Below are 23,270 nucleotides of genomic sequence, written 5' to 3'. Positions count from 1 at the left end.
ACCAGGCCGGCCCGCTCCAAGGAGTTCATATAGACCGATATGGTTGGCTGCGAAAGACCCGTCTTGGCCGCCAGGTGCGTCACGCACACCCCGTACTCCTCGCGGTCCGCAATCGGCTCGTACTCCGCGAAGGACTCCTCGGGCGTGCGCAACCACTCCATGATCTGGAAGCGCGTGGGGTTGCCGAGAAGTTTGAGGACGTCGACGAGCGATAAAGACATACTCCATGGTCTCACCCCATACCGACTCAGGCGCTGCCTCCAGCGTTTCGCATCCCCTCGCCGATGAAGCTACCGAGTGTGTGGCATCAGCTCTGGCTGCTCCGCGATCGCCCCAACCGCCCCGTGCGGTTCAGGCTGTGGCCTCATGCGAAGCGGCGACTCGCTGCTGACTTCCGCCACGCACAGTCTGGAAGGCAAGTGTGACTGCCTCCAATGCAGCAAGAGCGCTTCCCGTCCTCACCAGCGAGCGCCGATGAGCCTCGGTCAATACCCCGTCCGCCCCTGCGCGTGCTCCCGCGACGCAAAGCGTCGAGGCCGCGGCGCAACTTGGGGGACCTATTTTCCCAGCTCGCTCCGCGCTCAGATGTCCTGGCTGACGGTACCGGCCACGGTCGAGCTCCAGATGCTGGATCAGCTCGCGCGCTTTTGGTGGGAAGTATCCAACGCCGGCGACCCAGTGCGCTTCCCATGTCTCCCCGTCACCGAGGGGGAGGTTGAGTCGTCCGCCGCAGCCAGTCACAGCGACTCCGCCGTCTAGTGGACAGCTGGCCTGGATCGCGGGCGGTGGGAGGGCTGCACCCTCCCCCTAGTTCCTGGAGACTACCGGTCGACACAGATTCCCGACACCGCCACCTTCTGGAAGAGGTGGGGCGAGGCAACTGTTGAGTCAGGGTACTGGGCAAATTTGGCCTGGAAGTGCGGATCGCCGAAGGCGTTGCGGAAGGCCTCAACCGACTCCCAGATGGCGTAGTTGAGGAACACTCCGCTTCCGGCGATGCCTCGGTGCAGCTGGGTGGAGATGAAGCCCGGTTTGGTCTTCAGGTAGGCGGCATCGGCAGCCCAGGCGTCTAGCAGCTGGTCAGCGTCTTCTGACGCGACCCGGAAGGTGTTGATGAGAACGACGGGCCCCACTTCATTGGAAAGTTGGCTGTTCAAGGTGACCCGGTCGTCCATCTCGCTGATCTGCAACATCATGGGCTCCTCTGGCTTGAACGGGCAGATATTGCTTGGATAGACGCATACTACGCCGCAGATCTAATGGCGCCGGCGTCAGTTCCTTGTCTCCCATGCTTGGCGACGGCGCTGATCGAACTAGTGGTGATGACACTTCATGCCCTACACCTACATCGCTTCAATTCTCGGAATCGCAGAGGTGCCCGACACGTCTATCCGGTACTACCCCGGCAGGAGACCACACGCTGACCCTCTCACTCACGCCGTCCAGCCAGCCGCCGCGGGGTTCGCAATCAAGGATTCCCAGATAAGCCACCATTTCTCGATCGCCATAGACAACCAGCAGCCCGGGTTTGATCTCGTCGACACCGCCTTTGTCCAGCGCAAACCCGCAAAGGCCTCGGAGCGGTACCTCGGCCCTCAGCATACGCAGCATAATCCGACGCATTCGATGGTGCCGAAGCCTTCATCGGCCTCGTAAGCGGTGTCTTCGCCCACGCCCCGGAGGCGTCGTTGGAGGCCAACAGGGCTGTAGCCGAGGAGAACCTGGTCCTCGTGCACTCTCACTTGACGATGTTCCCAGGCGATCTCGGACTGGCCGTCATCGAGGTCATCCGCGTCGAGGAGGGGCTGATCACCGGGCACTGGGTAGCGGCACAATCATCGCTGAAGGATCGACTGCCCGTCATCGACTCATCAAGTGCAAGCATGAGGTAGGGAGGCGTAGGGCGCAGCCCTGAGTGCACCGGTGATACCGGCCCCACTCCTCGATTCCCATCCCGCTGTAGTTTTGGGGTTGGACGAGACGGTGTTCAGCGGGTCGGCCCCGGAACCCATGTGGCCGCTTTCCGGGTCTCAGGAGCACACCCCAGCCCAGCCATCAGATCCGGCAACTGGACCGCACATTGCGCCGAATTGTCCACAGCCAGAGAGCAAAACCGCCTCTGACTCGGGAAAACATGTTCCCGATGTGGGACTCGAACCGGACTCCAGCCCCTGAGAACACGTCACTCCCCGAAGACACCCGCAATCCGGCCCAGTCCGGCACCGGTACGGCTCAGTCCAAGACCCAGGGTGTGGACACTGTCCACACCCGCCCCCCCCTAGAGGCCTTCCCAGACAGCCGCACTAAGTTCGATACGCTCGCACTGCCAGGGAGGAATGCAACTGGTTGGACAGCAGGTTCGAGGCCGATGGTGTCGAACAGCCGTGGATTGGAGGCCGCCTCAGAACCACCATCTTCCGCTATAGGCCGGGGCCGGCTATTATTTGGGCAGATGCCCAAGGTGGTTGCCCAAACAATGGTGGAGGAATGAGTTCGCCGACGTCGGCTGAGCGCGGTGTCGAGGTCCGTGGGCGGTTGCTTGCGGCCGCCGCGGAGCTGATCCCCCTGCTCGGCTGGCGTGGGGTGAGCACCCGGGTCGTGGCCCAGAAGGCCGGGGTGGCCCCGGGGCTGGTGCACTACCACTTCGACTCGGTGCAGTCGCTTCTCCGGCAGGCCGCTGTCGGGGTGATGGGGCAGGTGCTGGCCGCGGTCCCGCCTGTACTCTCAGGAGCAGAATCTGGGGAGAAGGCGATGGGGCAACTGCTCGCATCCTTCGAGGACTTCGACGGTACGGACTCGACGTCCCTCCTGTTCGTCGAGGCTTACCTGGCGGCGACCCGGGACTCCCAGTTGCGGGCGGAGCTCAGCCGCATCCTCGAGGAGGCGCGCCTTGCCCTGACGGCCTGGCTCGACGCGCAGGGCACACCGGCGCCGGCCGCAACGGCCGCCGTGCTTATAGCAACGCTGGACGGTGTGATGCTTCACCGCGCTGTGCAGCCGGCGATGACCACGGGGGAAATCGGGCCCGTGCTGCACCGACTGCTGGGTAACCCCGGCAACGGCAAAGAGGAGGCGGGGAGCGAGAGGCGATGAGAGCACTGATCTGCGGAGCCGGCATCGCCGGTCTCGCGATGGCGCAGCGGTTGACCGCCCACGGGTGGGAGGTCACTGTAGTGGAACGAAAGCCGCGTCCCCGGGAGCAGGGGTACATGCTCGACTTCTTCGGTTTGGGCTATGACGCGGCCGAGGCGATGGGGCTGCTTCCGCAGCTGCACAAGCTCGCCTATCCGATCGAGGAGGTGACCTACGTCGATGCATCGGGACGACCCCGCGCACGTATCGACTACGTGCGCGGAGCCCGACTGGCCGGAGGACGGCTGCTGACCCTGATGCGGCCCGATCTGGAACGAGTACTGCGTGAGCAGATCGCACCGGGGGCTAAGCTGCGCTACGGGTGCACAGTCGCGTCCCTGGAACTCCTGCCAGACAGCGTCCACGTAGTCCTGACCGACAGCACTGCCATGGAGGTCGATCTGCTGGTCGGCGCGGACGGCATTCACTCCACAATCCGTCAGATGGTCTTCGGGGATGAAGCGCAGTTCTTGCGCTATCTGGGCATCCACACGGCCGCCTACATCTTCGACGACCCGTTGATCCGGCGACGCATCGGCGACCGGTATGCCCTCACCGACACGGTCGATCGTGGGATGGGGTTCTACGGGTTGCGCGACGGACGGGTCGCCGCGTTCGCCGTCCACCGCGACCCGGTCGCGGCGGTCCCGGCAGACACCCGCGCCGCGGTGCAACGTTCCTACTCCTCACTCGACTGGGTCGTACCCCACGCGCTGGAGAGCTGTCCGCCGCCGCGCGATCTGTACTACGATCTGGTCGCCCAAGTTGAGGTACCACGATGGCATCGCGGCCGCGTCGTCCTGCTCGGCGATTCCTGCCAAGCCGTCTCCCTGCTCGCCGGCCAGGGCGCCTCACTGGCGGTTGCCGGCGCCTACGTCCTCGGCGAACAGCTGATGGCCGCTGGCCTGGTCGAGGACGCCTTGATCCGATATGAGCAGGCATGGAAGCCGGTCGTCCAGGCCACGCAGGAAGCCGGCCGCCGCAGCGCGCAGTGGTTCCTGCCCTCCTCACGGTCGCGTCTGTGGCTGCGCCGTGCCGCGCTGACGCTGGCCGCCTTGCCCGGCTGGGACACGATCATCAGCGCCGGCTTGGTGGGCAAGACACCTCAGTCCCTGACCGACCTCGGCGCGAGCGGGCCGCGAGCCGTCCCGCCCACGTAGGACCAACCCCCGGACCCCAGAAAAGTGGTGTTCAGATCGGCTACTGGGTATCCCCGGACTATTGGGATGTCGTTATAGCCGAGAAGTGGACGAAGCACCTCGGGCATGAGCGCGGCTGGACGCCGCTTACGTTGAATACGCACAACGGGACGCGGTTGAGGACGGTGCTGACCGAGCTCGGGCCGGTTAGAACTGAGGTCCCTAGAGGCCGGGACAGTGCCTTCGAGCCGGTGATCGTTCTGAAGCGAAAACGGCGTCTGGATGGAATTGATTAGATCGTGCTCCCGGCCCGCGGGTTGACCACCTGTGAAATCGCTGCGCACTTCAGCGAGGTCTGCGGAGCGAAGGTTTCCCAGGAAACCATCAGTCGGATCGCTTCGGCTTCGCGAGAGAAGAGAGTCACCCCACCCAGGAAAACTCCAAAACAGTCACCAGACCCGGCACCCGGACCGCAGAATTGCGCCGGTTGTCCACAGTCAGAGAGCAAAAGGGCCTCTAACTTGGGAAAACTTGTGCCCGAAGTGGGACTCGAACCGGACTCCAGTCCATGAATACTCGCCACTCCCCCGAAGACATCCGCAATCCGGCCCAATCCGGCCCAATCCGGCACCGGTACGGCCCAGTCCGAGGCCCAAACTGTGGACACTGTCGACACCCCCACTTCTCCCCACGAAGGCCTCCCCCGACCAGCCGCACCCCGCGGACAGGAGCGGCACTTCTTCCCAGGACGAAGCGAAGCTACCGCCCCGGCTTCCACATCCGGTCCGCCATCGGCCCACAACCTCGGCGTGTCGCTGGACACCGTCTATCGGCGTATCGCCGAGCGCAAGCCTAAGCAGTGCATAGCGATACGTCCCTTCCACCCAGTTAAACCTGAATGAGGCCCCAGGCGCGTAACGCCTCGGCCTCATTTAGGTCACCTCATCGAGTGGCTTTTGCTTTGACGTGGTGCGGAGTGGTCTCGGTCGAGCCAAAGCGGTTGATCAACACGCCCCCATCGACCTATCTGCCCGGTTCTCTGCCCTCGATGGTTGTCGGCGCCGTGGTTTGCGGGCGTCCGGTCATCGAGCCCCTGGATGTGAGTCAGGACGCCGTTCTCGTACAGGCCACCGTCTTCTCTCCAGCAGGCAGGCAACTTGGCCGCTCTTGCGTGCCGCTCGAGCCGCTACTTCCTTCCTGGCATGATGAGTGCGGTGAGTGCAGCACTGCTGGCAAGGATGCCCGCCCCCACCCAGGTGGCAATCTGCAGGCCGTTAGCTGTGGCTTCGACACCAACGGCGCCGGAGGTATTTATGGTCCAGGTTGCCAGGCCGATCAGAACGGCCAGTCCGAGGGCGGTACCGATCTGCTGGATGGTGGACATCAGTGCGGAAGCAACGCCCTGCTGACCTGCAGGGACACCTGCACCTGCCGATGCAAACAAGGGGGCGAAGCTCACGGCTTGGCCAATACCCAGCAGAGCGGTCCATGCAACCACCACCACCAGCGACGCGTCGGAGGTGAGGGACGAGGCGAACCCGGCAGTGCCCGCGGCGGCGATCAACAGCCCAAGAATCAGTGCGCCGCGAATGCCAAGGCGGTTGAGAGCAACCTTAGCCAGGGTCGAGGCAAGGAGTGCGGTAATGCCCCAGGGCAGGAATGCCAGCCCGGTAACCATTGCCGATGTGCCGAGCACGCTTTGGGTGAACAAAGTAAAGATGTAGTAGCTAGTGCCAATGGATCCCGTGAAGAGAACCATGGCAACCAATCCGCCCGTCAGCGTCCGGCTTCGAAACAGAGAGAGCTGCAGCAGCGGGTTGCTGACGGTTCTCTGTCGAACCAGGAACGCGGTAAGCAGAACGACGCCGGCGACGGCGGCACCAAGAACGGTCGCGTCCGCCCCACGAGTAGGAAGTTCGGCCAGGGCAAACACGATTCCAGCAACGCCGAGTGCAGCGAAAATCCCGCCCAAAAGATCCACCGAACGGCGTTCGGCATCGAAGTCTTCATGTGGAACCGCCCGCCAGGCTCCAGCCAGACCCATAATGGCCAACGGAACCAGGAGCAGGAAAGTGGCCCGCCAGGTGAAGAAGGCCATCAGGATCCCGCCCAGGGCGGATCCGAGTGCGAGTCCCACCGCTCCTGCAGAGGCCCAGATCGCCAAGGCGCGGAAGCGGGCCGGCCCTTCTTCAAACGAGACAGCGATGGTTGCTAAGACGGCAGGAGAAAGCAGTGCGCCGCCGATACCTTGGAGCACCCGCCCGGAGAGAAGCAGGGCCGGGTTCACTGCCAGTGCGGCGGCAAGGGATCCGACAGCAAAAAGAGCTAGGCCCAGCAGGATCAGCCGGCGCCTTCCGAACACATCACCGAGCCGGCCGCCAAGCAGCAGCAACCCGCCGAAGGCAAGGGCATATGAACTCACCACCCACTGCAGCGCGGTTTCGGACATGCCCAGGTCTTCACCCATGTCAGGAAGGGCAACCAGCACAATGTTGTAGTCAAGGGCCAGGAGGAACTGGGCGAATGCCAGCAGGGGAAGCAGCAGCGGATGCCGTCTAGTAACAATTTGTAGAGACACAGGTGGAACCTTTTCGAATAGAGTGGTAAATCACTCACCATAAAGAGAGCGATACGAGAACAAAATGTGGGGGGAGGTTTGGGCCGTCGGCCCTGGGAATCTTGCCGGCGGCCCGGCGCAGTTAGGAAGGGAGGAGGCGGCTCAGTTCGGCATCGGCCCGACCCGGGGCTATGCCAGCAGCACCAAGAGTGTTCGCATACTGGGACCAAGCGAAGTACGAACGAATATCAGCACCGCTAAGTCCCCGTTCAGAAAGATAGCGGGTTTGGTCCCGGTAGCATTGGCGCACCGCCGCCCCAATGGGTTCGACGTTCGATGCGGCCGCGGCGTGCAGCAGTACCATCGCCGCATCCTGGTCGGAGGGCGCGCCACGGTCGGAGGCCGACATCAGCGCTCTCAGTTCGCTGCCTGGCTCCACTCCGACGAGGGCGCGGGAAATCTCTTGCTCGAGCCTGCGGCGCACCTCGCCGATAACGGCTACAAAGAGTTCTTCCTTGTTAGCGAAGAGCCGGTAAAGGTAGGCCTGGGAGATGCCTGCCGCCCGGGCCACCTCGGTAGTGTTGGTCCCCCAATATCCGCGACCTGCAAAGGCGTGCGTAGCGGCCACTAGAACGTCACTGCGACGCTCTTCCGAGGTGCTGAGGGTGCGAGGCGGTGACATGTGAGTAATCTACCACTCTTTTGTGGGACTTAGGAATAACGATGACCAGGACATCTGGGAGCAGTCGATGCATCAGTAGCCACCCCGGCATGGGCTTCCTGCTACACCACGGTGCCTGAGACTCCAGCTCGAGCATGAGCGGTGAGGGTCCGGTTTCCGGGTGAGCTGTCCCTTAGCTTTTGCATGAATGCGGAAAGTTGCTAGATGATCCTTCCGCAGCCGCTCCGTCGATGTAGCGCGTCGGCATACCGCTGTGTGGTTGGTCGACAGTGTAGCTTGAGGGCTCACTTTTCAGGGATGGTAGAACGATGCACATCGACGGCGCAGTGCCATGATCAGCACCGTCCTTGCTGCACACCCTGTGCTCGTCCGCGTCCTGTTCTGGGTCGTCATCGCCGTTGGTGCCGTCCTCGCGTGGGTTCTGTATCGGATGAGGGCAAACAAATCTTTTGTCGTCCTAGTAATCTTAAGTTTCCTGGGGCCTCTCGTTCTGACGCTCTCACCCTCATCAGCTGAACCAGAGTTTTTCTGCACTATCCAGTTCTCTGCGCCGTTCCAAGGGGTCGATACCTTGGCCAATGTGGCGATGTTGCTACCTATTGCTCTCTTCGCAACACTGCTCTTCCGACGTCCCTTCCGGGTGTTCGCCGTTGTGTCTGGCCTATCTGTCCTCATAGAACTCACACAAGCACTGGTATCTGCCCTGGGACGTTCCTGCGATACAGATGACTGGTTCATGAATACCATCGGAGCAGCGTTGGGAGTCCTCACCGCGATCTGCATCATCGTCCTCGAAAAGCGGTGTGATCCCAAACTCTGAACGCGCCACATCCAGCATGACGGCACGTAATTCGGCCGTGGCCTTGGCCCCGACACCAGGGTCAACGCGGCATCAGTTCCGCATCAATTGCCGCACGAGGCCGGTCAAGCTTCTCGCCGCTGCAGGAAAAGTATTCGACTGGCTCTGTAAGGTACTGGACAGATTCGGCCTACTCGCCGAGCTGTTGCTGGCCGAGTGTGACGATCGGGATCGCCGCTCCTCGACACGGCAGGTGAAAGCCGCGAACTTCCCGCGGGATAAGTGGCTTGGGCACCTTGATTTCGACGCGAACCCGAGCATCAACGCCGCGACCATGCATACTCTGGCGACCGGGGAGTGGATCCGCAAGGGCCAGCCCCGTGTCTGATCGGGGATTCCGGCACCGGCAAGTCTCACCTGCTCATCGGCTTGGGAACCGCGGCTGCGGAGAAGGGGTACCGGGTCAACTACACGCTCGCCACCCGGCTCGTGAATGAACTGGTGGAAGCCGCCGACGAGAAGATGCTCGCGAAGACCATCGCCCGCTATGGGAGAGACTCCTACCGCCTGGCCCACACTCTCGCCACTCAGAACCGCCAGGAGTCATGTGACGGTCAAGCGGTCACATCTGCAGAAGTGTGGAGAGCTTTAGCCGCGTTGAGCAGAGAGGTGATCGCGGGTGAGGGCGGTCCTGCCGGCCAGGCGATGACGGTTGTGATCTCCGGTGCGTCGGTGACCGGCACGGCAACGTGTTCCTTCCACTGCCAGGCACCACTGGAGGCAGGGATAACGAGCAGCGTTTTGCCGAGAGCAACGAGCTGTGCGAGCTGGGACTGGGTATGAATTTCTGGTCCGGGGCCGTCCGGGTATGTCCCGTCGATTCGTGGCCATCGGGCCATGGGCAGGCCCGGCACCTCCGCAATGTCCTTGAGGAGAAGCTGGTCTCGTGATGCGAGCGGGTGCCCTGCCGGCAGGATCACGACCTGCCCCTCAGTGAAAAGCGGTTCGAAGTCGAACCCTGTGAGGTCATCGACTGGTACGTGCATCAGCGCAGCATCGGCCCGTCCACTGCGCAGCAGTCCCGCTTGTTCGCCTACCTCACAAAGCAAAACTTCAGGCGGTGCCATACCAACCTCACCCGCGCAGGCTTCCAGGAGCCGTTGCAACAAACGATGAGAAGCTCCAGCTTTCGAGGCCAGCACCAATGCCCGCCCTGCGTGCTGCGCCCGCTGCGTCCGTAGAGCCGCAGCCGAGACAGCTTCAAGGGCTGCCCTGGCCTCACGCAGAAGCACCCGTCCCGCGTCGGTCAAATCCACCCCGCGGCGATCACGATCAAAGAGGCGGACCCCGAGGCGTCGTTCAAGCTGACTGATTGCACGGGAAAGCGGCGGCTGAGCGATGCCGAGCTGGAGGGCTGCCCGCCCGAAGTGCAGCTGTTCCGCCACGGCCACAAAGTACCGCAGCTCCCGGGTCTCAAGGTCAATCACACAATCAACCCTACCGCTTGATACCTCCCGGGTATCACAGGGGACCCAGTCGGTCTTGGACGGACCACCTCGCCCGGACTCATGATGAAGACCATGAATAACACCAAAGTCGCGCTGGTTACCGGCGCCAACAAAGGCATCGGCTACGCGATCGCAGAAGGCATCGGCCGGTTGGGATACACGGTCATCGTCGGTGCCCGGGATGAAACGCGGCGCGACGACGCCGTCGAGAAGCTGCATGCCGCAGACACCGATGCATTTGGGGTGACCCTCGACGTGACGTCCGAGTCAAGCGTCGCTGCAGCGGCTGTAACCATTGAGGAAAGGGTCGGGCGGCTCGATGTCCTCATCAATAACGCGGGCATCTCCGGGCGAGCCGATGCCGGAGCGCAGGACCCGACAACCCTTGATCTAGGTGTGATGCAGACCGTGCTCGAGACGAACGTCTTCGGAGTGGTGCGGGTGACCAATGCGATGCTGCCCCTTCTCCGGCGCGCTACCTCGCCGCGCATCGTGAACATATCCAGCAACATGGGTTCCCTAACCCGGCAAACCGGTCCGATCCTGGCCGCCTACGCTTCATCGAAAACAATGCTCAACAGCATCACGACACAGTATGCACGCGCCTTCAACGACACAAATATCATCATCAATGCTGCCTGCCCCGGCTACGTGGCCACCGACTTCACCGGATTCAACTCACCGCGCACGGCCGACCAAGGCGCTGTGATTGCCTTACACCTGGCCACCCTTCCAGATGACGGCCCCCGCGGCGGCTTCTTCGACGACGGCGGAGTCGTGCCCTGGTGACTCACCACCTGCCCCACCCACAACTGCGACCCGTGAAGTCCTGACAGGAACTCACCGAGCCAGTCTCCCAGCATCAAACGACCTATCAGCGTCGTGCCGCACGAGGATCCCATCTGGGACGCCATGCGGCTGCCCATCGCCGGGCTTACTGTGCTCGACAACGAGTACCGAGCAATGACAATGGCCGACTCGATGTGGAGCCTGCGCGGCGATGCTTCTTGACGGTGCTTCTCGAAGCCCTACCTTGATTGGATGGCCATGACAGAGCATCCTTCCCTGATTCCTATGGGCACCTGCTGGTGCGGCTGCGGCGAAGAGGTCGGCCTGGGCGCGTTCTTCGCTCGGGGTCACGATGACGTCGCCGAGGCGGCGCTCCTCGCAACCAGGTATGACGGCTCAGTTGCTCAATTGCTCCATGGCCATGGAGACGCGTCAGGTGGGGCCGCTGGAGTGCACTTCAGCACGCAATGCGGACTCCGGCACGCACGGCGGCGGCAGCGCCGGAAAAATCTTGAAGAAAATCCTGGCCTAGCTGTCGATCCGGCGGCAGGATGTTCGTCGTCGTTAATGACGGAGCCGGACAGGCCGGCCCGCGACCCAGTGCAGGAGGCAGTTCCATGGCCAAGTACGCAATCCTCATCTACGAAGACCCGGCGTTCTACGCGAACGCGTCGCCTGAGGCGTGGGGCGCGGTGATCGACGCGCACAACGCGTTCACCAAGCAGGTCTTCGAGCTCGGTGGGTCTCTCGCTGGCGGGGAGGCGCTCGCGCCCACGACGACGGCCACCACGATCAAGGGTGCCAGCACGGTGACGGACGGCCCGTTCGTCGAGACCAAGGAGGCCTTCGGCGGCTTCTACGTCGTCGAGGCGCGCGACCTCGACCACGCAGTCGAGATCGCCAAGCTGTGCCCGGCCCCCGGCGGCGGCGTCGAGGTTCGCCCGGTCGTGGACCCGACGACGAACCCGTTCTGATCGCTCCCAGCGACGAGCCGACCGCGTCCGCCATGCAGGCGGACGTGGTCGCTGCCGCGCTGGCGCAGGCCCACCGCTCCGAGTGGGCCTTCGTGCTGTCCGCCACGGTGCGCGTCGCGGGCGACCTGGACGTCGCGGAGGAGTGCGCGCAGGAGGCGTACGTCAGCGCGCTGCAGGCCTGGACCCGGGATGGCGTCCCGGAGCGGCCCGGCGCGTGGCTGACCACGGCGGCGCGGAACCATGCGCTGGACCGGTTGCGTCGCGAGGTCACCCTCCGGCGCAAGCTCCCGCTGCTCGTGGAGCCGGTGACCGTCGATCCGCACGACCCGGCCGACCTGGACTGGCCCGACGCCGCGGTGCCGGACGACCGGCTCCGGCTGGTGTTCACCTGCTGCCACCCCACCCTCGCCCCCGAGGCCCGAGTCGCCCTCACCCTGCGCCTGGTCTGCAACGTTCCCACGCCCGACGTCGCCCGGGCCTTCCTGGTGTCCGAGCCGACGATGGCGGCACGGATCACCCGGGCCAAGAAGAAGATCTCCGCAGCGCGGATCCCCTACCGGGTTCCGGGCCGGGCGGAGCTGCCTGAGCGCCTGGACAGCGTGCTCACCGCCGTCCACCTGCTCTTCAGCACCGGCCACACGGCCGGCGAAGGGGACGCGCTCGTCCGTGAGGAGCTCTGCGACCGGGCCCTGCACCTCCCGCGCACCCTCGCCGCGCTGCTCCCCGAGCAGGCCGAGACCCGCGGCCTGCTGGGCCTGCTGCTCCTCACCGACGCGCGCCGGGCCACCCGGACCGACGAGCAGGGCCGGCTGCTCCTGCTCGCCGACCAGGACCGGACGCGCTGGGACCAGCGCGCGATTCTGGAGGGGCTCACGGTGACGGCCGGGGCGCTGGCGTCCGGCCCACCGGGGCGGTTCACCCTGCAGGCGGCGGTCGCCGGCGTGCACGCGATGGCGCCGTCCCTGGAGCAGACCGACTGGCCGCGCGTCGTGCACCTTTACGACCGGCTGCTGGCGGTGTGGAACACCCCGGTGGTCGCGCTCAACCGGGCCGCCGCCGTGGCGTTCGCCGACGGTCCGGCCGCCGCCCTGCCGCTCCTCGACGAGCTGGCGACCGATCCCCGGCTCGCCGACTACCCCTACCTTCCCGCCACCCGCGCCGACCTGCTGCGCCGCCTCGGAGACGCCGCCGGCGCGGCTCAGTCGTACCGGCGCGCGATGGAGCTCACGGCGAACGCCGCGGAGCGCGCCTTCCTGGAGCAGCGCCTGGCCGAGGTCAGCCGCGCCGCCGGCGCCGAGCCCGCGCCCGGCTGAGGACGGCGGGCTCGGCGGTCACCGCTCCGAGGCCTCGCCCGGGGCTCCCGCGTCGCGCCCCTGGCTCGGGTTCTCCCCCGCGTTCCGGATTCCATATTGAGCAAGTAGTAGCGCGCTAACTCAGAAGCAGCGTCCCGCTGGAGGAACGGCATACGGGCGGTTGCTTCATCGACGTAGAACCGCCGTCTACGGGCATCATGTGCAGATGAAGCCCGATGCTGGACAGCGCCATTCATCAAGGTACGACTTCACTCCGACCTTGCCTTGCACTCATCAAACGGCCGTGGCTTTTCTGATGAGAACACCTGTGGTGAGACAGATTGCTGAGACTTGTGGAGGTGCAGGCAACGCCGCCCGGGCGCTTGAACATCAGTCGTTAAGGCTCACGCCCGTCAGTCTGATTGAGGGATCCCTTACTGAGATACGGGCCGCCCCATAGTTGCCGATCGGATCTCGAGAGTTGCCGATCGGATCTCGAGGCAGTCGGTGCCTCTACTAGGTGATGTCCGCCCTAAAGTGGGTATTGGTGGAGGACCCTGGCAGTGAAGTCTGCCAACTGTGTCCGCATCTGTTCGGGTGATACCCGCTCCTTGCCCGCTAGGTGATCTACAAGATCGGCTCGGGTGACGGCAAGCAGTGCGTGAGCCGTGAAGTCGCTGTGGGTCATACCGGGAATCTGCTCCAGCATGAGCTGGAGCAGATCATGCCATCGGTCGTAATTCTCTGCCCGGTAGGGGCCCAAATCCGCTCCTTCCTCTAGGGCCAGTGCGAGGTGGCGGTTGTCGAGCTTAAAGCACAGCAAGGCGTCGAGCACTGCGGGAATGCGCTGTTGCGGGGGGGCACCAGGCCCTAAGGGAGGTGGACCGGCTGTAATGGCGTCCATGGTTACTTCGAGCCGCACCTCGGACAGCGCCCGAATCAGCCCCGCACGATCGCCAAATGCTCGAAAAATCGTTGCTTTGCCGACGCCGGCCGCTGCGGCAACGTCGGCCATGGTGACGCCCTTCGAGCTGTCGTAGTCATGGAAAAGGGTGTCGGCGGCAGCGAGAACGGCCGAACGGTTACGGACGGCATCCTTACGAGGCTTGCGTTCGGTCATACGACTCTCCTTGCAATGCGGACCGCTGGTCCGTATTGTTCTTAATCCGGACCGTGGGTTCGATTTCGATATTAGGAGAGTACTCATGTCTATGCCCATCCCGCCGGCGGACACGTTCCGCAACGGTTTGCAACTGCTCCTGGACAAGAACGTCCCCGCTTGGGTCGAGCTGTGGGCCGAAGACGGACAAATGGAGTTTCCCTTCGCCCCCACCGGCTGGCCCACGCATCTGGCTGGGAAGGAGGCCATCGCCGCGTACATGCGGAACTACCCCGACCACATCGACCTGGAGGACATTCCCTACCTCGTGATTCATGAGACCTCCGACCCGGCGACCATCGTGGTGGAGCTGCGTGCTACCGGACGCATGGTGAAAACGGACAGCCCGTACGACATGACCTATATCGCCGTCGTCACTGTTCACAACGGCTGCTTCACCTCCTACCGCGACTACTGGAACCCCCTCGCCGTCTCCACGGCCGGCACCGACTTTAGGACCAACTGATGACCACCGGCACTGCATTGATCATCGGTGCCAGCGGCACCACCGGCACCCGCATCGTGGCCCAACTGGCTGCCGCGGGCTACCGGGCCAAGGCCGCCAGCCGGCGCGCCACTGCCGTCGCAGGAGCGACGCCGGTCGCTTTTGATTGGTATGACCCGTCCACCCACTTCGACGCCCTCGACGGGGTTGACCGCGTCTACCTCATACCGCCCTTAGGTGAATCTGACCCAGCGTCAGTCATGCTGCCGTTCCTCAAACAGGCCCGCGCTGTGGGTGTACTCCGCGCCGTGCTGCTGAGCTCCTCAGCCATTGCCCGAGGCGGCCCAGCGGTGGGGATGGTGCACGATGCTCTGCCTGATCTATTTGATCAGTGGGCGGTGCTGCGGCCCTCATGGTTCATGCAGAACTTCACTGGAACGCACCCACATGCCACGAGCATTCGGGACCATGGCACCATTTGGACAGCTGCAGGCGACGGCCGAGTCGGATTCATCGACGCCGGGGACATTGCATCGGTGGCAGTTCACGCGCTGACCGACGAAGAGGCACCCAATGATGAACTCATCCTTACCGGACCCGAAGCACTGAGCTTCGATGATATCGCTACCAGGATCACCGAAATAAGTGATCGACCAGTAGCGCACCGTCGTTTATCTTACGATCACATGGTCGGTCGCCTGAGTGCGCTCATGCCTGAATCCTTTGCGACGATGCTGACCGACATGGACGTAGCCATCGCAGAAGGATCCGAAGACCGCGTCACCGATACCGTTCAGCGGCTCACCGGCCAGTTCCCGCGCAGCTTCCGTGACCTCCTGGCAAAGGAGACGCCATGGAACCATTGAGGCGTGGGTTGAGGGTGCATATGTACTGATTCGCCTGAGTGGTGGTCTTGCAACAACACAGTCTTGCTCTGCCTGTCCAGGTACATATAGCGGCCGCACTATCATTTTGGTTCCACCGTCGATCGGCCCGCGGGCTTCTTCGGGCGCGGGATGAGTCTTTACGCCGCCGCCTCAACATCTTCCGGGATGATGCGGCCACTTGCTACCGCAATGAATACGAGGGTGGCCACGACGGCGAAAATGAGCGAGCCAATGCGTGCCCAGGGATTGTCTTCCCACTCTGAGGGCCGGCCCATCGCGATGAAGTACGACTCGTCCTCGGGATCCACCACATACTGCACAGGTGCGCCTACCGAATCATCGGACAGCACGAAGGAGTAGTCCAGGATCTGCTCCTGAGGCACTGGAAGGGCTGCCCTTCCTGGCTATCGAGCATGTGGGTTCCACCGCGGTGCCCGGCCTGTCGGCCAAGCCGATCTTGGATATCGACATCATCGTCGACCGAGGGGTGGTTCCCGCGGCGGTCCGGGCGCTCGAGGCCGCCGGCTACCTTCACCGCGGTGACCTCGGGGTAAGGGACCGCGAAGCATTCACCGCCCCCGACGAGCAACCGACCCGCAACGTGTACATCTGCGTCACCGGCGGCCTGCCCCTGCGGAACCATTTGGCGGTCCGCGACGCACTGCGTGCCGACCCCGGGCTGCGGGAGCGCTACGCAGCGGTGAAATCCCGGCTCGCTGCCGAGCCGAACATGGACATCCACCAGTACCTAGCTGGAAAGTCCGCGGTGCTGCAGGACATCCTGGCCGGCTCCGACCTCACTTCCGCCGAAAAGAACGAGATCTACAACCTCAACGCCCGCCCATGAGGCGGGATTGCTCCCAGGGCCGGATGCCGAACTGCCCCAGGTCGCGTTCGGTCCGCCCGGAGAACCGCCCGCTGAGGGCTCCCTCGGTGCGCCTAGCGGCCGTCGTGGTTCCCGGTCGTTGGCGCGATGCTTTGCAGGTGGCTCGGGGTGGGTGCGGGGCTGCGCCGGCCAACGACCAACCAGGAAGCCGGACCGAGGATGGGGAAAGCGAGCACAATCAGAACCCATACGGCCTGCGCCGTGCTGGTCAGGTGGCGGGACCGCGCGATGCTGATGAGGGCCACCACGACAATAGTGACGGCCAGCGCACCGGCTCCCTGCGCGGTAAGTTCCCACGCATTCGGAATCACCGGGTTCAAACTATCCTCGGCTGTTGCCACCATCTCGACCCCCATCGTTGCACTACTGAACCCTCCGATGCTGCACCTACCTTAGCGGTACCGACAGCGGAGACCGCCCCGGGGTTTCCGTGACTTCTGGCCAGACGGAGCAGGCGGGGGCTCCTCTCCAAATGACAAGGTCTGAGGGCCGCCCCCGGATTCCACGTCGCCGCGTCCTGTGTGCCTGTAGCCGCCAGCGAGCAGACAGGAGGTCACCCCGACCTAGGTGTGCTCGTAGCGACGGTGCACATCAGTCGCCAACCTACGGCGGCTCCCTCGCCTGAACTGCTCGAGGAGGATGACCACGTCAAAAACCTTCACCACAGTCATGCAGCTACCCGGCCGCTCCCCCGAAAACATCCCGAGTCCGGCCCGGTCCGGCTTCGGTACGGCCCGGTCCGAGACTCAAAGTGTGGAAAATGTCCACACCCCAGGCACTCAGGCCGATAGACCGGTGACGGGCACCCCAGAGCGGAGATACTCGTCCTGCGTGCCTCGGGCGCATTCGACATTCCCAACGGCCGAACCACATCATCTGGTGTTGACCCGCTCGGGCGCTGGGCTGGGCTGGAGGTGCCAACGGACATATAGGCGATTGATTGCTCAATCATTGTTCCAGGTTTAGGCTTTCAGGAAGCTCGCATGATGCCTTCGTCGTTTCTCGGTCAACGCTGGCTCCGAGCAGCCTGATACATCAAATCCCTAGTAGAAACTAGCGATAAACATGAAGGCTACGAGCGTGAAGACAATGCAAACTCAGCAGAACCGACATGGCATGAAATTACGGTTCAGATGCGTAGCGGTTGCATCGTCCATCCTGATGATGTTCGCAATCATTACCCCGACAACCGCGAGCGCCGTAGCGACGACCTCGTTAGTCATGGACAGCTACGTGCAGGCGGACAGAGCGACTTCGAACTTTGGGACCAGCACCCGTTTGTCTACAGAGGGCCGGGCATTTATCTGGCGGAACTCGCTCCTACGGTTCTCCGTGCAAGTTCCCGCTGGCGAACACGTCGTTTCAGCCAAACTTCGGGCGTATTCCGAGACCTCGACAACTTCCACTGAGTTCGTAGATGTCTTTACTACATCCGGTGGCTGGACAGAGAGGGGCGTCACATGGAATAACGCACCGGCACGCGGAACATGGCTTGCGAAGGCTGGCAGATTCGCCGCCGGCTCCTGGGTTGAATGGGATGTGACCAAGGGCGTCAACGCCAAGGGCGGCGAGCAGAACTTCAAGCTGGAAAGCAACGCGCGGAAGTTGATCGCGTTCAAGTCAAAGGAATCGTCAAACCCCGCCCTGCGCCCAAGGCTGGTGGTGACGACTGCGCCTGACACGATAACCACGTCCCCGGAGGCGGCCGTAGTCCATGGGTGGGGCGCGCGTGTAACCGGGGACGAGTTCAATTACACTGGCGCGCCCGATGCCACGAAGTGGAATGTCTACAACAGCGCCGGCCACGCGGGCAACGGAGTTCGGAGTCCTCAACAGGTAATGGTGGATGGTTCCAAGATGGTCATGACTGGAACCCCGGATGGCACGACTGCCGGGATGGGCGCGAAGTTCGCCAATCGGAAGTACGGGCGGTGGGAAGTCCGGGCGGCAGGGTCCGGTGATAACGAATACCATATGGTGTCCATCCTGTGGCCCGATAGTGAAAATTGGCCGTGTGACGGCGAGATCGACTACGCGGAGACGACTGGCGACTGGAACTCCATCTGGTTCTTCCACCACTATGGGTGCTCGAACCTGCAGACGTCGTCGTCCAGGTCTCTGGACGTTACGCAGTTCCACAACTACGCGGTTGACTGGTCTCCGCGCGGAATCGTGGGCTACGTCGATGGCGTGAAGTGGTTTGAAGACACCGACCCCGCGCACCAGCCTCCGGGCCCGATGCACCAGACCTTGCAACTGGACTGGTTCCCTGATAGCACCGCCAACGGCTCCGGCGAGATGCGGGTGGACTGGGTCCGCGTGTACGCGGCGGGTTGACCACCACCATTTCAAGGACCCGTCATTGTCGCCCCGGTACTTCAACAGGGTAGCCACCCGGCTCGAGAAGAGACGCAGGAAACAGGACAGGAGACAGCCAGCAGGGTTGTCTATCCGCGGGGTTTTCGCGGCCCTGGGGAGGTCTCATTCGAGCATTTTCGAGGGAACTCGCGCGAAACGGCGGTCGGGCCGCCTACCGGGCAACGGCTGCTGATCACGCGGCCCATGTCGGGATGAGGCGGCCGAAGTTGAACCGGCTCAAGCAAAGACCGGTGCTGCTCGCCTGCACAAACCCGGAACGACGCGGGATGCTGCGCAGGCGATTGCGAGAAATGACATGAGCGTCGGTTCTCGCGGTCGCCTGCACGACCTCTCTCGGTCGCCCGCACGGGTGCAGACCTCGCGTGGTGGGTCAGCGTTCGTGTCATAGGCTCAAGCGCATGAGCAGATCACAGGATGAAGGATTCATGCGTGCCACATCAGGAGTCGGCATCGCCGCCGCGTCTCTCATCGGATCGATAGCATGGTTGGCCTCAAGTGCCATCAGCGCCATGGTTTCAACCGGCAGCTACTCCTCGATCGGGCGTGTTCTCTCGGTGGCCTTCCCACCGATCCTGCAAGTGACGTCGTACCCCATCATGTGGGTGATAATGATCCACATTCTTGCTGGGATCCTTTTCGCAGGCATCGCGGTCCTGCTGCTGCGCCTGCTGCTTCCCGGTGCGGCGTCAATGTCCGATGCCGGCCGACGGCGCGTGAGTATCTTCGTCACCATCTGGCTTGTAATGATCCTCGCCTCCTACCTCTCAAGTGCCGTGTCTGACCTTGCGCTCCTGGTATCTCATTGGGTCCCCGGGTTCTCAGCTCTGATGGAGGTAGGCGCCGCCTTAGCGCGACCCACGCCCTGGGGTGTGATCTGGGGTTGGCTGCCCGCTCTTGTGGGAATGATGACACTGATGCGGATCACCTCCGAACGAAGCACACCATCCCGGGAAGCCCAGACCGGGGGCTATGACACTCCGCAGGCCACGCCCGGCAGGAAAACGACCCCGATGATCGTAGGCCTCGTGGTAGTCGCGGCGACCGCCGTCGCGATCGCCTACCCCCTGGCAGATCAGGCCTCCCGTGCAGCCAACCCCGCACAGCCCATACCCGTACCGAGCACCGATCCGACCGTCATCGGCTCCCCTACCATCTCTTATGCGGTGGATCCGAACGTGCAGCCGGACTGGTGCTCACAGGACGTGCTGCTCGAACCCGGCTCTCAAGACGCCGCGACGGGTCACCGATTCCAGACCATCACCATCACGAACACCGGTGCGGCTTCGTGCGTCCTGGAGGGCTACCCCGATGTCGCCTTCGATGACGGCGGCGGAAACGCAATGGATGTGTTGATGGTCCGTGGCGGTTCGTTCCTCACAGACGACCCGGGACCTACCCGCATAATCCTTGACCCCGGCGCTTCCGCGGAGGCGTACCTGGGTTGGAGCGCCATTGCCGGGCAAAGCGAGTTGAGCGCCGGAACCATTCTGCTGGCGCCATACGCCGGAGCACAACGCCAACCCACACCCCTACCGCTCGATATCAACAACGGACAACCAGTCGCGATGACGGCCTGGGGGCCAGTCCGCACCGCTAACGGCAATTGATCCACCAGGGCCCCCAGGGCCCACCCCCCATAAGAAACCACGCCCCGCCACCTCGAGAACAGCTGGCCGGCCCGACCTCCGCCGGGCACCGGGTCTATCGCAGTCGGACAAGGTTTCAGGTGTGCGAGTGATAACTCCACTGCAGAAAGAAGTGAGCATGGTGGCGATGTGAAAGCCGATCACGGGCCACACCCGGGAGACCACCCGGACCATAATTCGTGATGGTGGCCGCGGGTTGAGACCGCCTCAGTTTGATCAGGCGAACCGATATGGCCTTCAATCCGCTCCCTTCGATTCCCTGCACGTTATTGGCTGCTGTTGGGTATGTGGAGGGCAATTGGCCGCATCGAGTGGCTCGAGGAACAAGCACGTCACTGGATGCGTTAGGGTGGATGTATCAAGGGGAGTACTCCCGATTGCGATGGACCCGTCACTACGGATGCGCTGATGCATCCCGGGCCATCGGTACCGGTTCCGGCCGGGCGGAGGAGACCTTGGCGCCTTTAGTCCGACGCCTACCCCTATGGAGTTCCCTCATGCAGGTCACACCCCTGATCTGGTTAATCACCCTTGCCGTGACGATCCTCTTTTTCGTCTACGAGTTCTTCGCGCACGTGCGCAAACCACACGAACCGACCATCGGTGAGTCCGCCCGCTGGTCTGCCTTCTACATCGGCCTGGCCCTGCTGTTCGGCGTTGGTATCGGCGTCGTCTCCGGATGGAGGTTCGGTGGCGAGTACTTCGCCGGGTACCTGACGGAGAAGGCCCTCTCGATCGACAACCTGTTCGTCTTCCTCATCGTGATGACTGGCTTCGCGGTCCCCAAGAAGTACCAGCAGAAGGTGCTGATGATCGGCATCATCATCGCCCTCATCCTGCGTGGTGGCTTCATCGCCATCGGCGCCGGCCTGATTGAGAATTTTTCCTGGATCTTCTACATCTTCGGCGCTCTACTGCTCGTCCTCGCCTACAAGCAGGCCTTCGGCAGCCACGACGCCAACCCTGCGGACGGCAGGTTTATGCAGCTCGTCCGCCGCGTCCTGCCCGTCACCGACGAGTACCACGAGGACAAGCTCACTGTGACCAAGGGCGGCACGCGGTACGTCACGCCGATGCTGCTCACCATCATCGCGATCGGCTTCGTGGATCTGATCTTCGCCGTCGACTCCATCCCGGCGATCTACGGCCTCACCAACGAGGCGTACATCGTCTTCACCGCCAACGCCTTCGCCCTGATGGGCCTGCGCCAGCTGTTCTTCCTCATCGGCGGGCTCCTCGAGCGCCTGGTCTACCTGGCGCAGGGTCTCGCCGTCATCCTGGGGTTCATCGGCGTGAAGCTCGTGTTTCACGCCCTGCACGTCAACGAGCTGCCCTTCATCAATGGCGGCGAACAACTCCTCTGGGTGCCCGAGATCCCTATCTGGCTTTCGCTGCTCTTCATCGCCGCGACCGTCCTCGTCGCCACTGTTGCCAGCCTAATCAAGACCAGGGGCGACGGCGTGAAGAAGGACCGTGCGCGGGTCGAAGGCGAGCCGGTCGTCACGGCCGACGCCAAGGATGCGGACATCGAGTCCGGGCTCGACGACGACAAGAGCACCGCGATCACGCTGAAGTAAGCGCACGATGACGACCGTCCCGGTCTCCTGTTTCAGGAGGCCGGGACGTTTCGCACCACTCCTCATCAGCAGAGGCGCTCGGTAGCCGACAGCACCCAGGCCGGTTTCGGTCCAGCAGGGACACTAGGTCTGCACGAACGCGTCCAGCTCGAGCTCGTGAATCTCCATGAGTTCCGGTCGGGTGAGTCGCCCTGCGATAGCAGCCCACCCGCGTTACGACGTGAGGTGATTCGTCCTGGTAATTCGGGATTACGCACACTGCCTGAACGTTCAGCGATCCCAGCTGATGAGCATTCTCGTCATGAGCCGGTTCCCCACCGCTCGCGCTGCATTTGAAACCTTTGTGCCAGCACGCCCCGATAGAAAGCGATGCACGTTTACTTGCACGATGAGAGTGTAGGCAAACGTGCTACCTGGGCACCTTAAGCCGAACTCTGGTCCGTTCCGCGGTGTCCCGAACCTGGCGGTAGTCCTGAACGTAGTAGTCCCTGACGTGTGCGCTGACCTTCTTGGTGTCGGCCAGAAGATCGTGCAGCATCGCTCCCCCTGATTTGTCGGCGGCTATCCGCCCTCGTCACCATAGCTGCAATCGCGCCACAGCCTGTGGCGTGAGAAGGCATTTGGCTATCTGCGCATGTTCCTTCCGGGACCACCATCTGAACCCTGAAGGATCAATGCCGCTTCACCTGCCGCCAGTGCTACCGTCGCTCGATCCGGTCGCGCGCTCCTGAGCTGCGGCCCTCCGGAGAACGTCGCGCGCTATCCGAGGCGCCCTACTCCTACACTCTTCGGTCTCATCAAAGGTTCTATTCGGCTTTGCTGAAAATACTCGAAGTGACACCCACTGCTGAGACAGGAGACAGACGTCAACTTCTTCGGCACTGCTGGAGCTCGCTGACTGGCCTCCGAGCCATGCGACCATCCGGTCAAAGGATCCTTTGATGAGAAGTTAGCTCACACGGTGATCTCATCCCTGGGCGCCAAGATGACGGGATCCACTCCAAGATGACGGGATCCACTCCCAGCTCACGGGCGCCTTGCTCAAAGCGAAGCGCAGCATCAGGTGTTTCGGAGTAGAGCGGAGGCCTGTCGAGACCGAAATGAATCGGGATGGCTATGCACCCGGTAAGTGCATCGGCGAGGGGATGCGAAACGCTGGAGGCAGCGTCTGAGTCGGTATGTGGTGAGACCATGGAGTATGTCTTTATCGCTCGTCGACGTCCTCAAACTTCTCGGCAACCCCACGCGCTTCCAGATCATGGAGTGGTTGCGCACGCCCGAGGAGTCCTTCGCGGAGTATGAGCCGATTGCGGACCGCGAGGAGTACGGGGTGTGCGTGACGCACCTGGCGGCCAAGACGGGTCTTTCGCAGCCAACCATATCGGTCTATATGAACTCCTTGGAGCGGGCCGGCCTGGT

23 protein-coding genes and 2 pseudogenes are annotated in these 23,270 nt (G+C 63.1%); 17 read left to right on the top strand and 8 right to left on the bottom strand.

Annotation, left to right across the window (positions count from 1 at the left end):
• Together GVV77_RS17565 and GVV77_RS17560 are read right to left on the bottom strand one after the other, a co-directional pair.
• The coding region (locus GVV77_RS17565) for an ArsR/SmtB family transcription factor (protein ID WP_159620549.1) at positions 1-221 on the bottom strand (221 nt) is incomplete at its 3' end.
• Positions 222-821: 600 nt separating this feature from the next.
• Complete coding sequence (locus GVV77_RS17560; protein ID WP_201293270.1) at positions 822-1,196, bottom strand: antibiotic biosynthesis monooxygenase family protein; 375 nt, start codon at positions 1,194-1,196, stop codon at positions 822-824.
• 136 nt (positions 1,197-1,332) lie between these two features.
• Here GVV77_RS17560 and GVV77_RS17555 point away from each other — a divergent pair, with 136 nt between their 5' ends.
• The 5 genes and pseudogenes from GVV77_RS17555 to GVV77_RS18640 all read left to right on the top strand — a co-directional run bounded on the left by GVV77_RS17555 (position 1,333) and on the right by GVV77_RS18640 (position 4,843).
• The gene (locus tag GVV77_RS17555; protein ID WP_159620577.1) at positions 1,333-1,656 is read left to right on the top strand and encodes a hypothetical protein; all 324 of its coding nucleotides are present in this window, start codon (positions 1,333-1,335) and stop codon (positions 1,654-1,656) included.
• The gene (locus GVV77_RS18545) at positions 1,644-1,892 is read left to right on the top strand and encodes a hypothetical protein (protein WP_343033089.1); all 249 of its coding nucleotides are present in this window, start codon (positions 1,644-1,646) and stop codon (positions 1,890-1,892) included. Before GVV77_RS17555 ends, GVV77_RS18545 begins: the two co-directional genes overlap by 13 nt.
• 595 nt (positions 1,893-2,487) lie before the next feature.
• Positions 2,488-3,093 (top strand): TetR/AcrR family transcriptional regulator, encoded by a 606-nt coding sequence (locus GVV77_RS17545; protein WP_159620573.1) that lies wholly within the window; start codon positions 2,488-2,490, stop codon positions 3,091-3,093.
• Entirely contained in the window at positions 3,090-4,292 is a 1,203-nt protein-coding gene (locus GVV77_RS17540; protein WP_159620571.1) for an FAD-dependent oxidoreductase, read from the top strand. Before GVV77_RS17545 ends, GVV77_RS17540 begins: the two co-directional genes overlap by 4 nt.
• Positions 4,196-4,843 (top strand): annotated as a pseudogene (locus tag GVV77_RS18640) (transposase). The gene GVV77_RS17540 and the pseudogene GVV77_RS18640 overlap by 97 nt, the downstream one beginning before the upstream one ends.
• A gap of 614 nt (positions 4,844-5,457) precedes the next feature.
• Here the strand turns inward: GVV77_RS18640 and GVV77_RS17530 are convergent.
• Complete coding sequence (locus GVV77_RS17530) at positions 5,458-6,849, bottom strand: MFS transporter (protein WP_159620570.1); 1,392 nt, start codon at positions 6,847-6,849, stop codon at positions 5,458-5,460.
• 121 nt (positions 6,850-6,970) lie between these two features.
• A complete protein-coding gene (locus GVV77_RS17525) occupies positions 6,971-7,510 on the bottom strand; it encodes a TetR/AcrR family transcriptional regulator (RefSeq protein ID WP_159620568.1) in 540 nt (179 codons plus the stop codon).
• Positions 7,511-7,841: 331 nt separating this feature from the next.
• Here GVV77_RS17525 and GVV77_RS17520 point away from each other — a divergent pair, with 331 nt between their 5' ends.
• Together GVV77_RS17520 and GVV77_RS17515 are read left to right on the top strand one after the other, a co-directional pair.
• Positions 7,842-8,330 carry a VanZ family protein gene (locus GVV77_RS17520; RefSeq protein ID WP_159620566.1) on the top strand — a complete coding sequence of 163 codons (489 nt, stop codon included), beginning with the start codon at positions 7,842-7,844 and terminating at the stop codon, positions 8,328-8,330.
• A gap of 166 nt (positions 8,331-8,496) precedes the next feature.
• Positions 8,497-8,864 (top strand): annotated as a pseudogene (locus GVV77_RS17515) (ATP-binding protein); the annotation flags it as partial.
• 59 nt (positions 8,865-8,923) lie between these two features.
• On the opposite strand, the gene GVV77_RS17510 reads toward GVV77_RS17515, so the two are convergent.
• Positions 8,924-9,796, bottom strand: coding sequence for a LysR family transcriptional regulator (locus tag GVV77_RS17510; RefSeq protein ID WP_159620564.1), 873 nt, complete (start codon positions 9,794-9,796; stop codon positions 8,924-8,926).
• A 93-nt stretch (positions 9,797-9,889) separates the two neighbouring features.
• Here GVV77_RS17510 and GVV77_RS17505 point away from each other — a divergent pair, with 93 nt between their 5' ends.
• The 3 genes from GVV77_RS17505 to GVV77_RS17495 all read left to right on the top strand — a co-directional run bounded on the left by GVV77_RS17505 (position 9,890) and on the right by GVV77_RS17495 (position 12,893).
• Positions 9,890-10,606: an SDR family oxidoreductase gene (locus tag GVV77_RS17505; RefSeq protein WP_159620562.1), complete on the top strand. Its 717-nt coding sequence runs from the start codon at positions 9,890-9,892 to the stop codon at positions 10,604-10,606.
• A 617-nt stretch (positions 10,607-11,223) separates the two neighbouring features.
• Positions 11,224-11,580, top strand: a complete 357-nt coding sequence (locus GVV77_RS17500) for a YciI family protein (protein ID WP_159620560.1) — start codon at positions 11,224-11,226, stop codon at positions 11,578-11,580.
• A 32-nt stretch (positions 11,581-11,612) separates the two neighbouring features.
• A complete protein-coding gene (locus GVV77_RS17495; protein WP_201293269.1) occupies positions 11,613-12,893 on the top strand; it encodes an RNA polymerase sigma factor in 1,281 nt (426 codons plus the stop codon).
• A gap of 511 nt (positions 12,894-13,404) precedes the next feature.
• On the opposite strand, the gene GVV77_RS17490 is transcribed toward GVV77_RS17495, so the two are convergent.
• Complete coding sequence (locus GVV77_RS17490) at positions 13,405-13,992, bottom strand: TetR family transcriptional regulator (RefSeq protein ID WP_159620558.1); 588 nt, start codon at positions 13,990-13,992, stop codon at positions 13,405-13,407.
• Positions 13,993-14,077: 85 nt separating this feature from the next.
• Here GVV77_RS17490 and GVV77_RS17485 point away from each other — a divergent pair, with 85 nt between their 5' ends.
• Together GVV77_RS17485 and GVV77_RS17480 are read left to right on the top strand one after the other, a co-directional pair.
• On the top strand, positions 14,078-14,497 hold the full coding sequence (locus GVV77_RS17485; RefSeq protein WP_159620556.1) for a nuclear transport factor 2 family protein: 420 nt from the start codon (positions 14,078-14,080) through the stop codon (positions 14,495-14,497).
• Positions 14,497-15,342 carry an NAD(P)H-binding protein gene (locus tag GVV77_RS17480; RefSeq protein ID WP_201293268.1) on the top strand — a complete coding sequence of 282 codons (846 nt, stop codon included), beginning with the start codon at positions 14,497-14,499 and terminating at the stop codon, positions 15,340-15,342. Before GVV77_RS17485 ends, GVV77_RS17480 begins: the two co-directional genes overlap by 1 nt.
• 158 nt (positions 15,343-15,500) lie before the next feature.
• Here the strand turns inward: GVV77_RS17480 and GVV77_RS17475 are convergent, their stop codons facing one another.
• The gene (locus GVV77_RS17475; RefSeq protein WP_201293271.1) at positions 15,501-15,746 is read right to left on the bottom strand and encodes a hypothetical protein; all 246 of its coding nucleotides are present in this window, start codon (positions 15,744-15,746) and stop codon (positions 15,501-15,503) included.
• Between GVV77_RS17475 and GVV77_RS17470 the strand changes: the two genes are divergently transcribed.
• A complete protein-coding gene (locus tag GVV77_RS17470; RefSeq protein ID WP_159620553.1) occupies positions 15,686-16,210 on the top strand; it encodes a GrpB family protein in 525 nt (174 codons plus the stop codon). The two genes, GVV77_RS17475 and GVV77_RS17470, sit on opposite strands and share 61 nt — an antisense overlap.
• A 92-nt stretch (positions 16,211-16,302) precedes the next feature.
• Here GVV77_RS17470 and GVV77_RS17465 read toward each other — a convergent pair whose 3' ends face one another.
• Positions 16,303-16,560 (bottom strand): PLD nuclease N-terminal domain-containing protein, encoded by a 258-nt coding sequence (locus GVV77_RS17465; RefSeq protein WP_210252854.1) that lies wholly within the window; start codon positions 16,558-16,560, stop codon positions 16,303-16,305.
• A 754-nt stretch (positions 16,561-17,314) separates the two neighbouring features.
• Here GVV77_RS17465 and GVV77_RS17460 point away from each other — a divergent pair.
• The 4 genes from GVV77_RS17460 to GVV77_RS17445 all read left to right on the top strand — a co-directional run.
• Positions 17,315-18,586, top strand: a complete 1,272-nt coding sequence (locus GVV77_RS17460) for a CBM96 family carbohydrate-binding protein (protein WP_343033087.1) — start codon at positions 17,315-17,317, stop codon at positions 18,584-18,586.
• A gap of 467 nt (positions 18,587-19,053) precedes the next feature.
• Complete coding sequence (locus GVV77_RS17455) at positions 19,054-20,235, top strand: DUF4232 domain-containing protein (RefSeq protein WP_159620551.1); 1,182 nt, start codon at positions 19,054-19,056, stop codon at positions 20,233-20,235.
• A gap of 536 nt (positions 20,236-20,771) precedes the next feature.
• The gene (locus GVV77_RS17450; protein WP_159620550.1) at positions 20,772-21,851 is read left to right on the top strand and encodes a TerC family protein; all 1,080 of its coding nucleotides are present in this window, start codon (positions 20,772-20,774) and stop codon (positions 21,849-21,851) included.
• 1,198 nt (positions 21,852-23,049) lie between these two features.
• Positions 23,050-23,270 (top strand): ArsR/SmtB family transcription factor (locus tag GVV77_RS17445; protein ID WP_159620549.1); only part of this gene is annotated, 221 nt, incomplete at its 3' end.

Origin of the sequence: Arthrobacter zhaoguopingii, from assembly GCF_009828605.1 — a bacterium.
GTDB lineage: Bacteria > Actinomycetota > Actinomycetes > Actinomycetales > Micrococcaceae > Arthrobacter_D > Arthrobacter_D zhaoguopingii.
Note: the sequence above shows the minus strand (reverse complement) of the source record. Positions and strands in the feature narration are given on the sequence as shown.

Bases quoted from the DNA above. Each gene is read 5' to 3' on its own strand.
- GVV77_RS17455 (WP_159620551.1), top strand. From the start codon at position 19,054: ATGCGTGCCACATCAGGAGTCGGCATCGCCGCCGCGTCTCTCATCGGA.
- GVV77_RS17540 (WP_159620571.1), top strand. From the start codon at position 3,090: ATGAGAGCACTGATCTGCGGAGCCGGCATCGCCGGTCTCGCGATGGCG.
- GVV77_RS17450 (WP_159620550.1), top strand. From the start codon at position 20,772: ATGCAGGTCACACCCCTGATCTGGTTAATCACCCTTGCCGTGACGATC.
- GVV77_RS17560 (WP_201293270.1), bottom strand. From the start codon at position 1,196: ATGATGTTGCAGATCAGCGAGATGGACGACCGGGTCACCTTGAACAGC.
- GVV77_RS17460 (WP_343033087.1), top strand. From the start codon at position 17,315: ATGAAGGCTACGAGCGTGAAGACAATGCAAACTCAGCAGAACCGACAT.
- GVV77_RS17495 (WP_201293269.1), top strand. From the start codon at position 11,613: ATGCAGGCGGACGTGGTCGCTGCCGCGCTGGCGCAGGCCCACCGCTCC.
- GVV77_RS17545 (WP_159620573.1), top strand. From the start codon at position 2,488: ATGAGTTCGCCGACGTCGGCTGAGCGCGGTGTCGAGGTCCGTGGGCGG.
- GVV77_RS17525 (WP_159620568.1), bottom strand. From the start codon at position 7,510: ATGTCACCGCCTCGCACCCTCAGCACCTCGGAAGAGCGTCGCAGTGAC.
- GVV77_RS17480 (WP_201293268.1), top strand. From the start codon at position 14,497: ATGACCACCGGCACTGCATTGATCATCGGTGCCAGCGGCACCACCGGC.
- GVV77_RS17555 (WP_159620577.1), top strand. From the start codon at position 1,333: ATGCCCTACACCTACATCGCTTCAATTCTCGGAATCGCAGAGGTGCCC.
- GVV77_RS17520 (WP_159620566.1), top strand. From the start codon at position 7,842: ATGATCAGCACCGTCCTTGCTGCACACCCTGTGCTCGTCCGCGTCCTG.
- GVV77_RS17505 (WP_159620562.1), top strand. From the start codon at position 9,890: ATGAATAACACCAAAGTCGCGCTGGTTACCGGCGCCAACAAAGGCATC.
- GVV77_RS17490 (WP_159620558.1), bottom strand. From the start codon at position 13,992: ATGACCGAACGCAAGCCTCGTAAGGATGCCGTCCGTAACCGTTCGGCC.
- GVV77_RS17500 (WP_159620560.1), top strand. From the start codon at position 11,224: ATGGCCAAGTACGCAATCCTCATCTACGAAGACCCGGCGTTCTACGCG.
- GVV77_RS17485 (WP_159620556.1), top strand. From the start codon at position 14,078: ATGTCTATGCCCATCCCGCCGGCGGACACGTTCCGCAACGGTTTGCAA.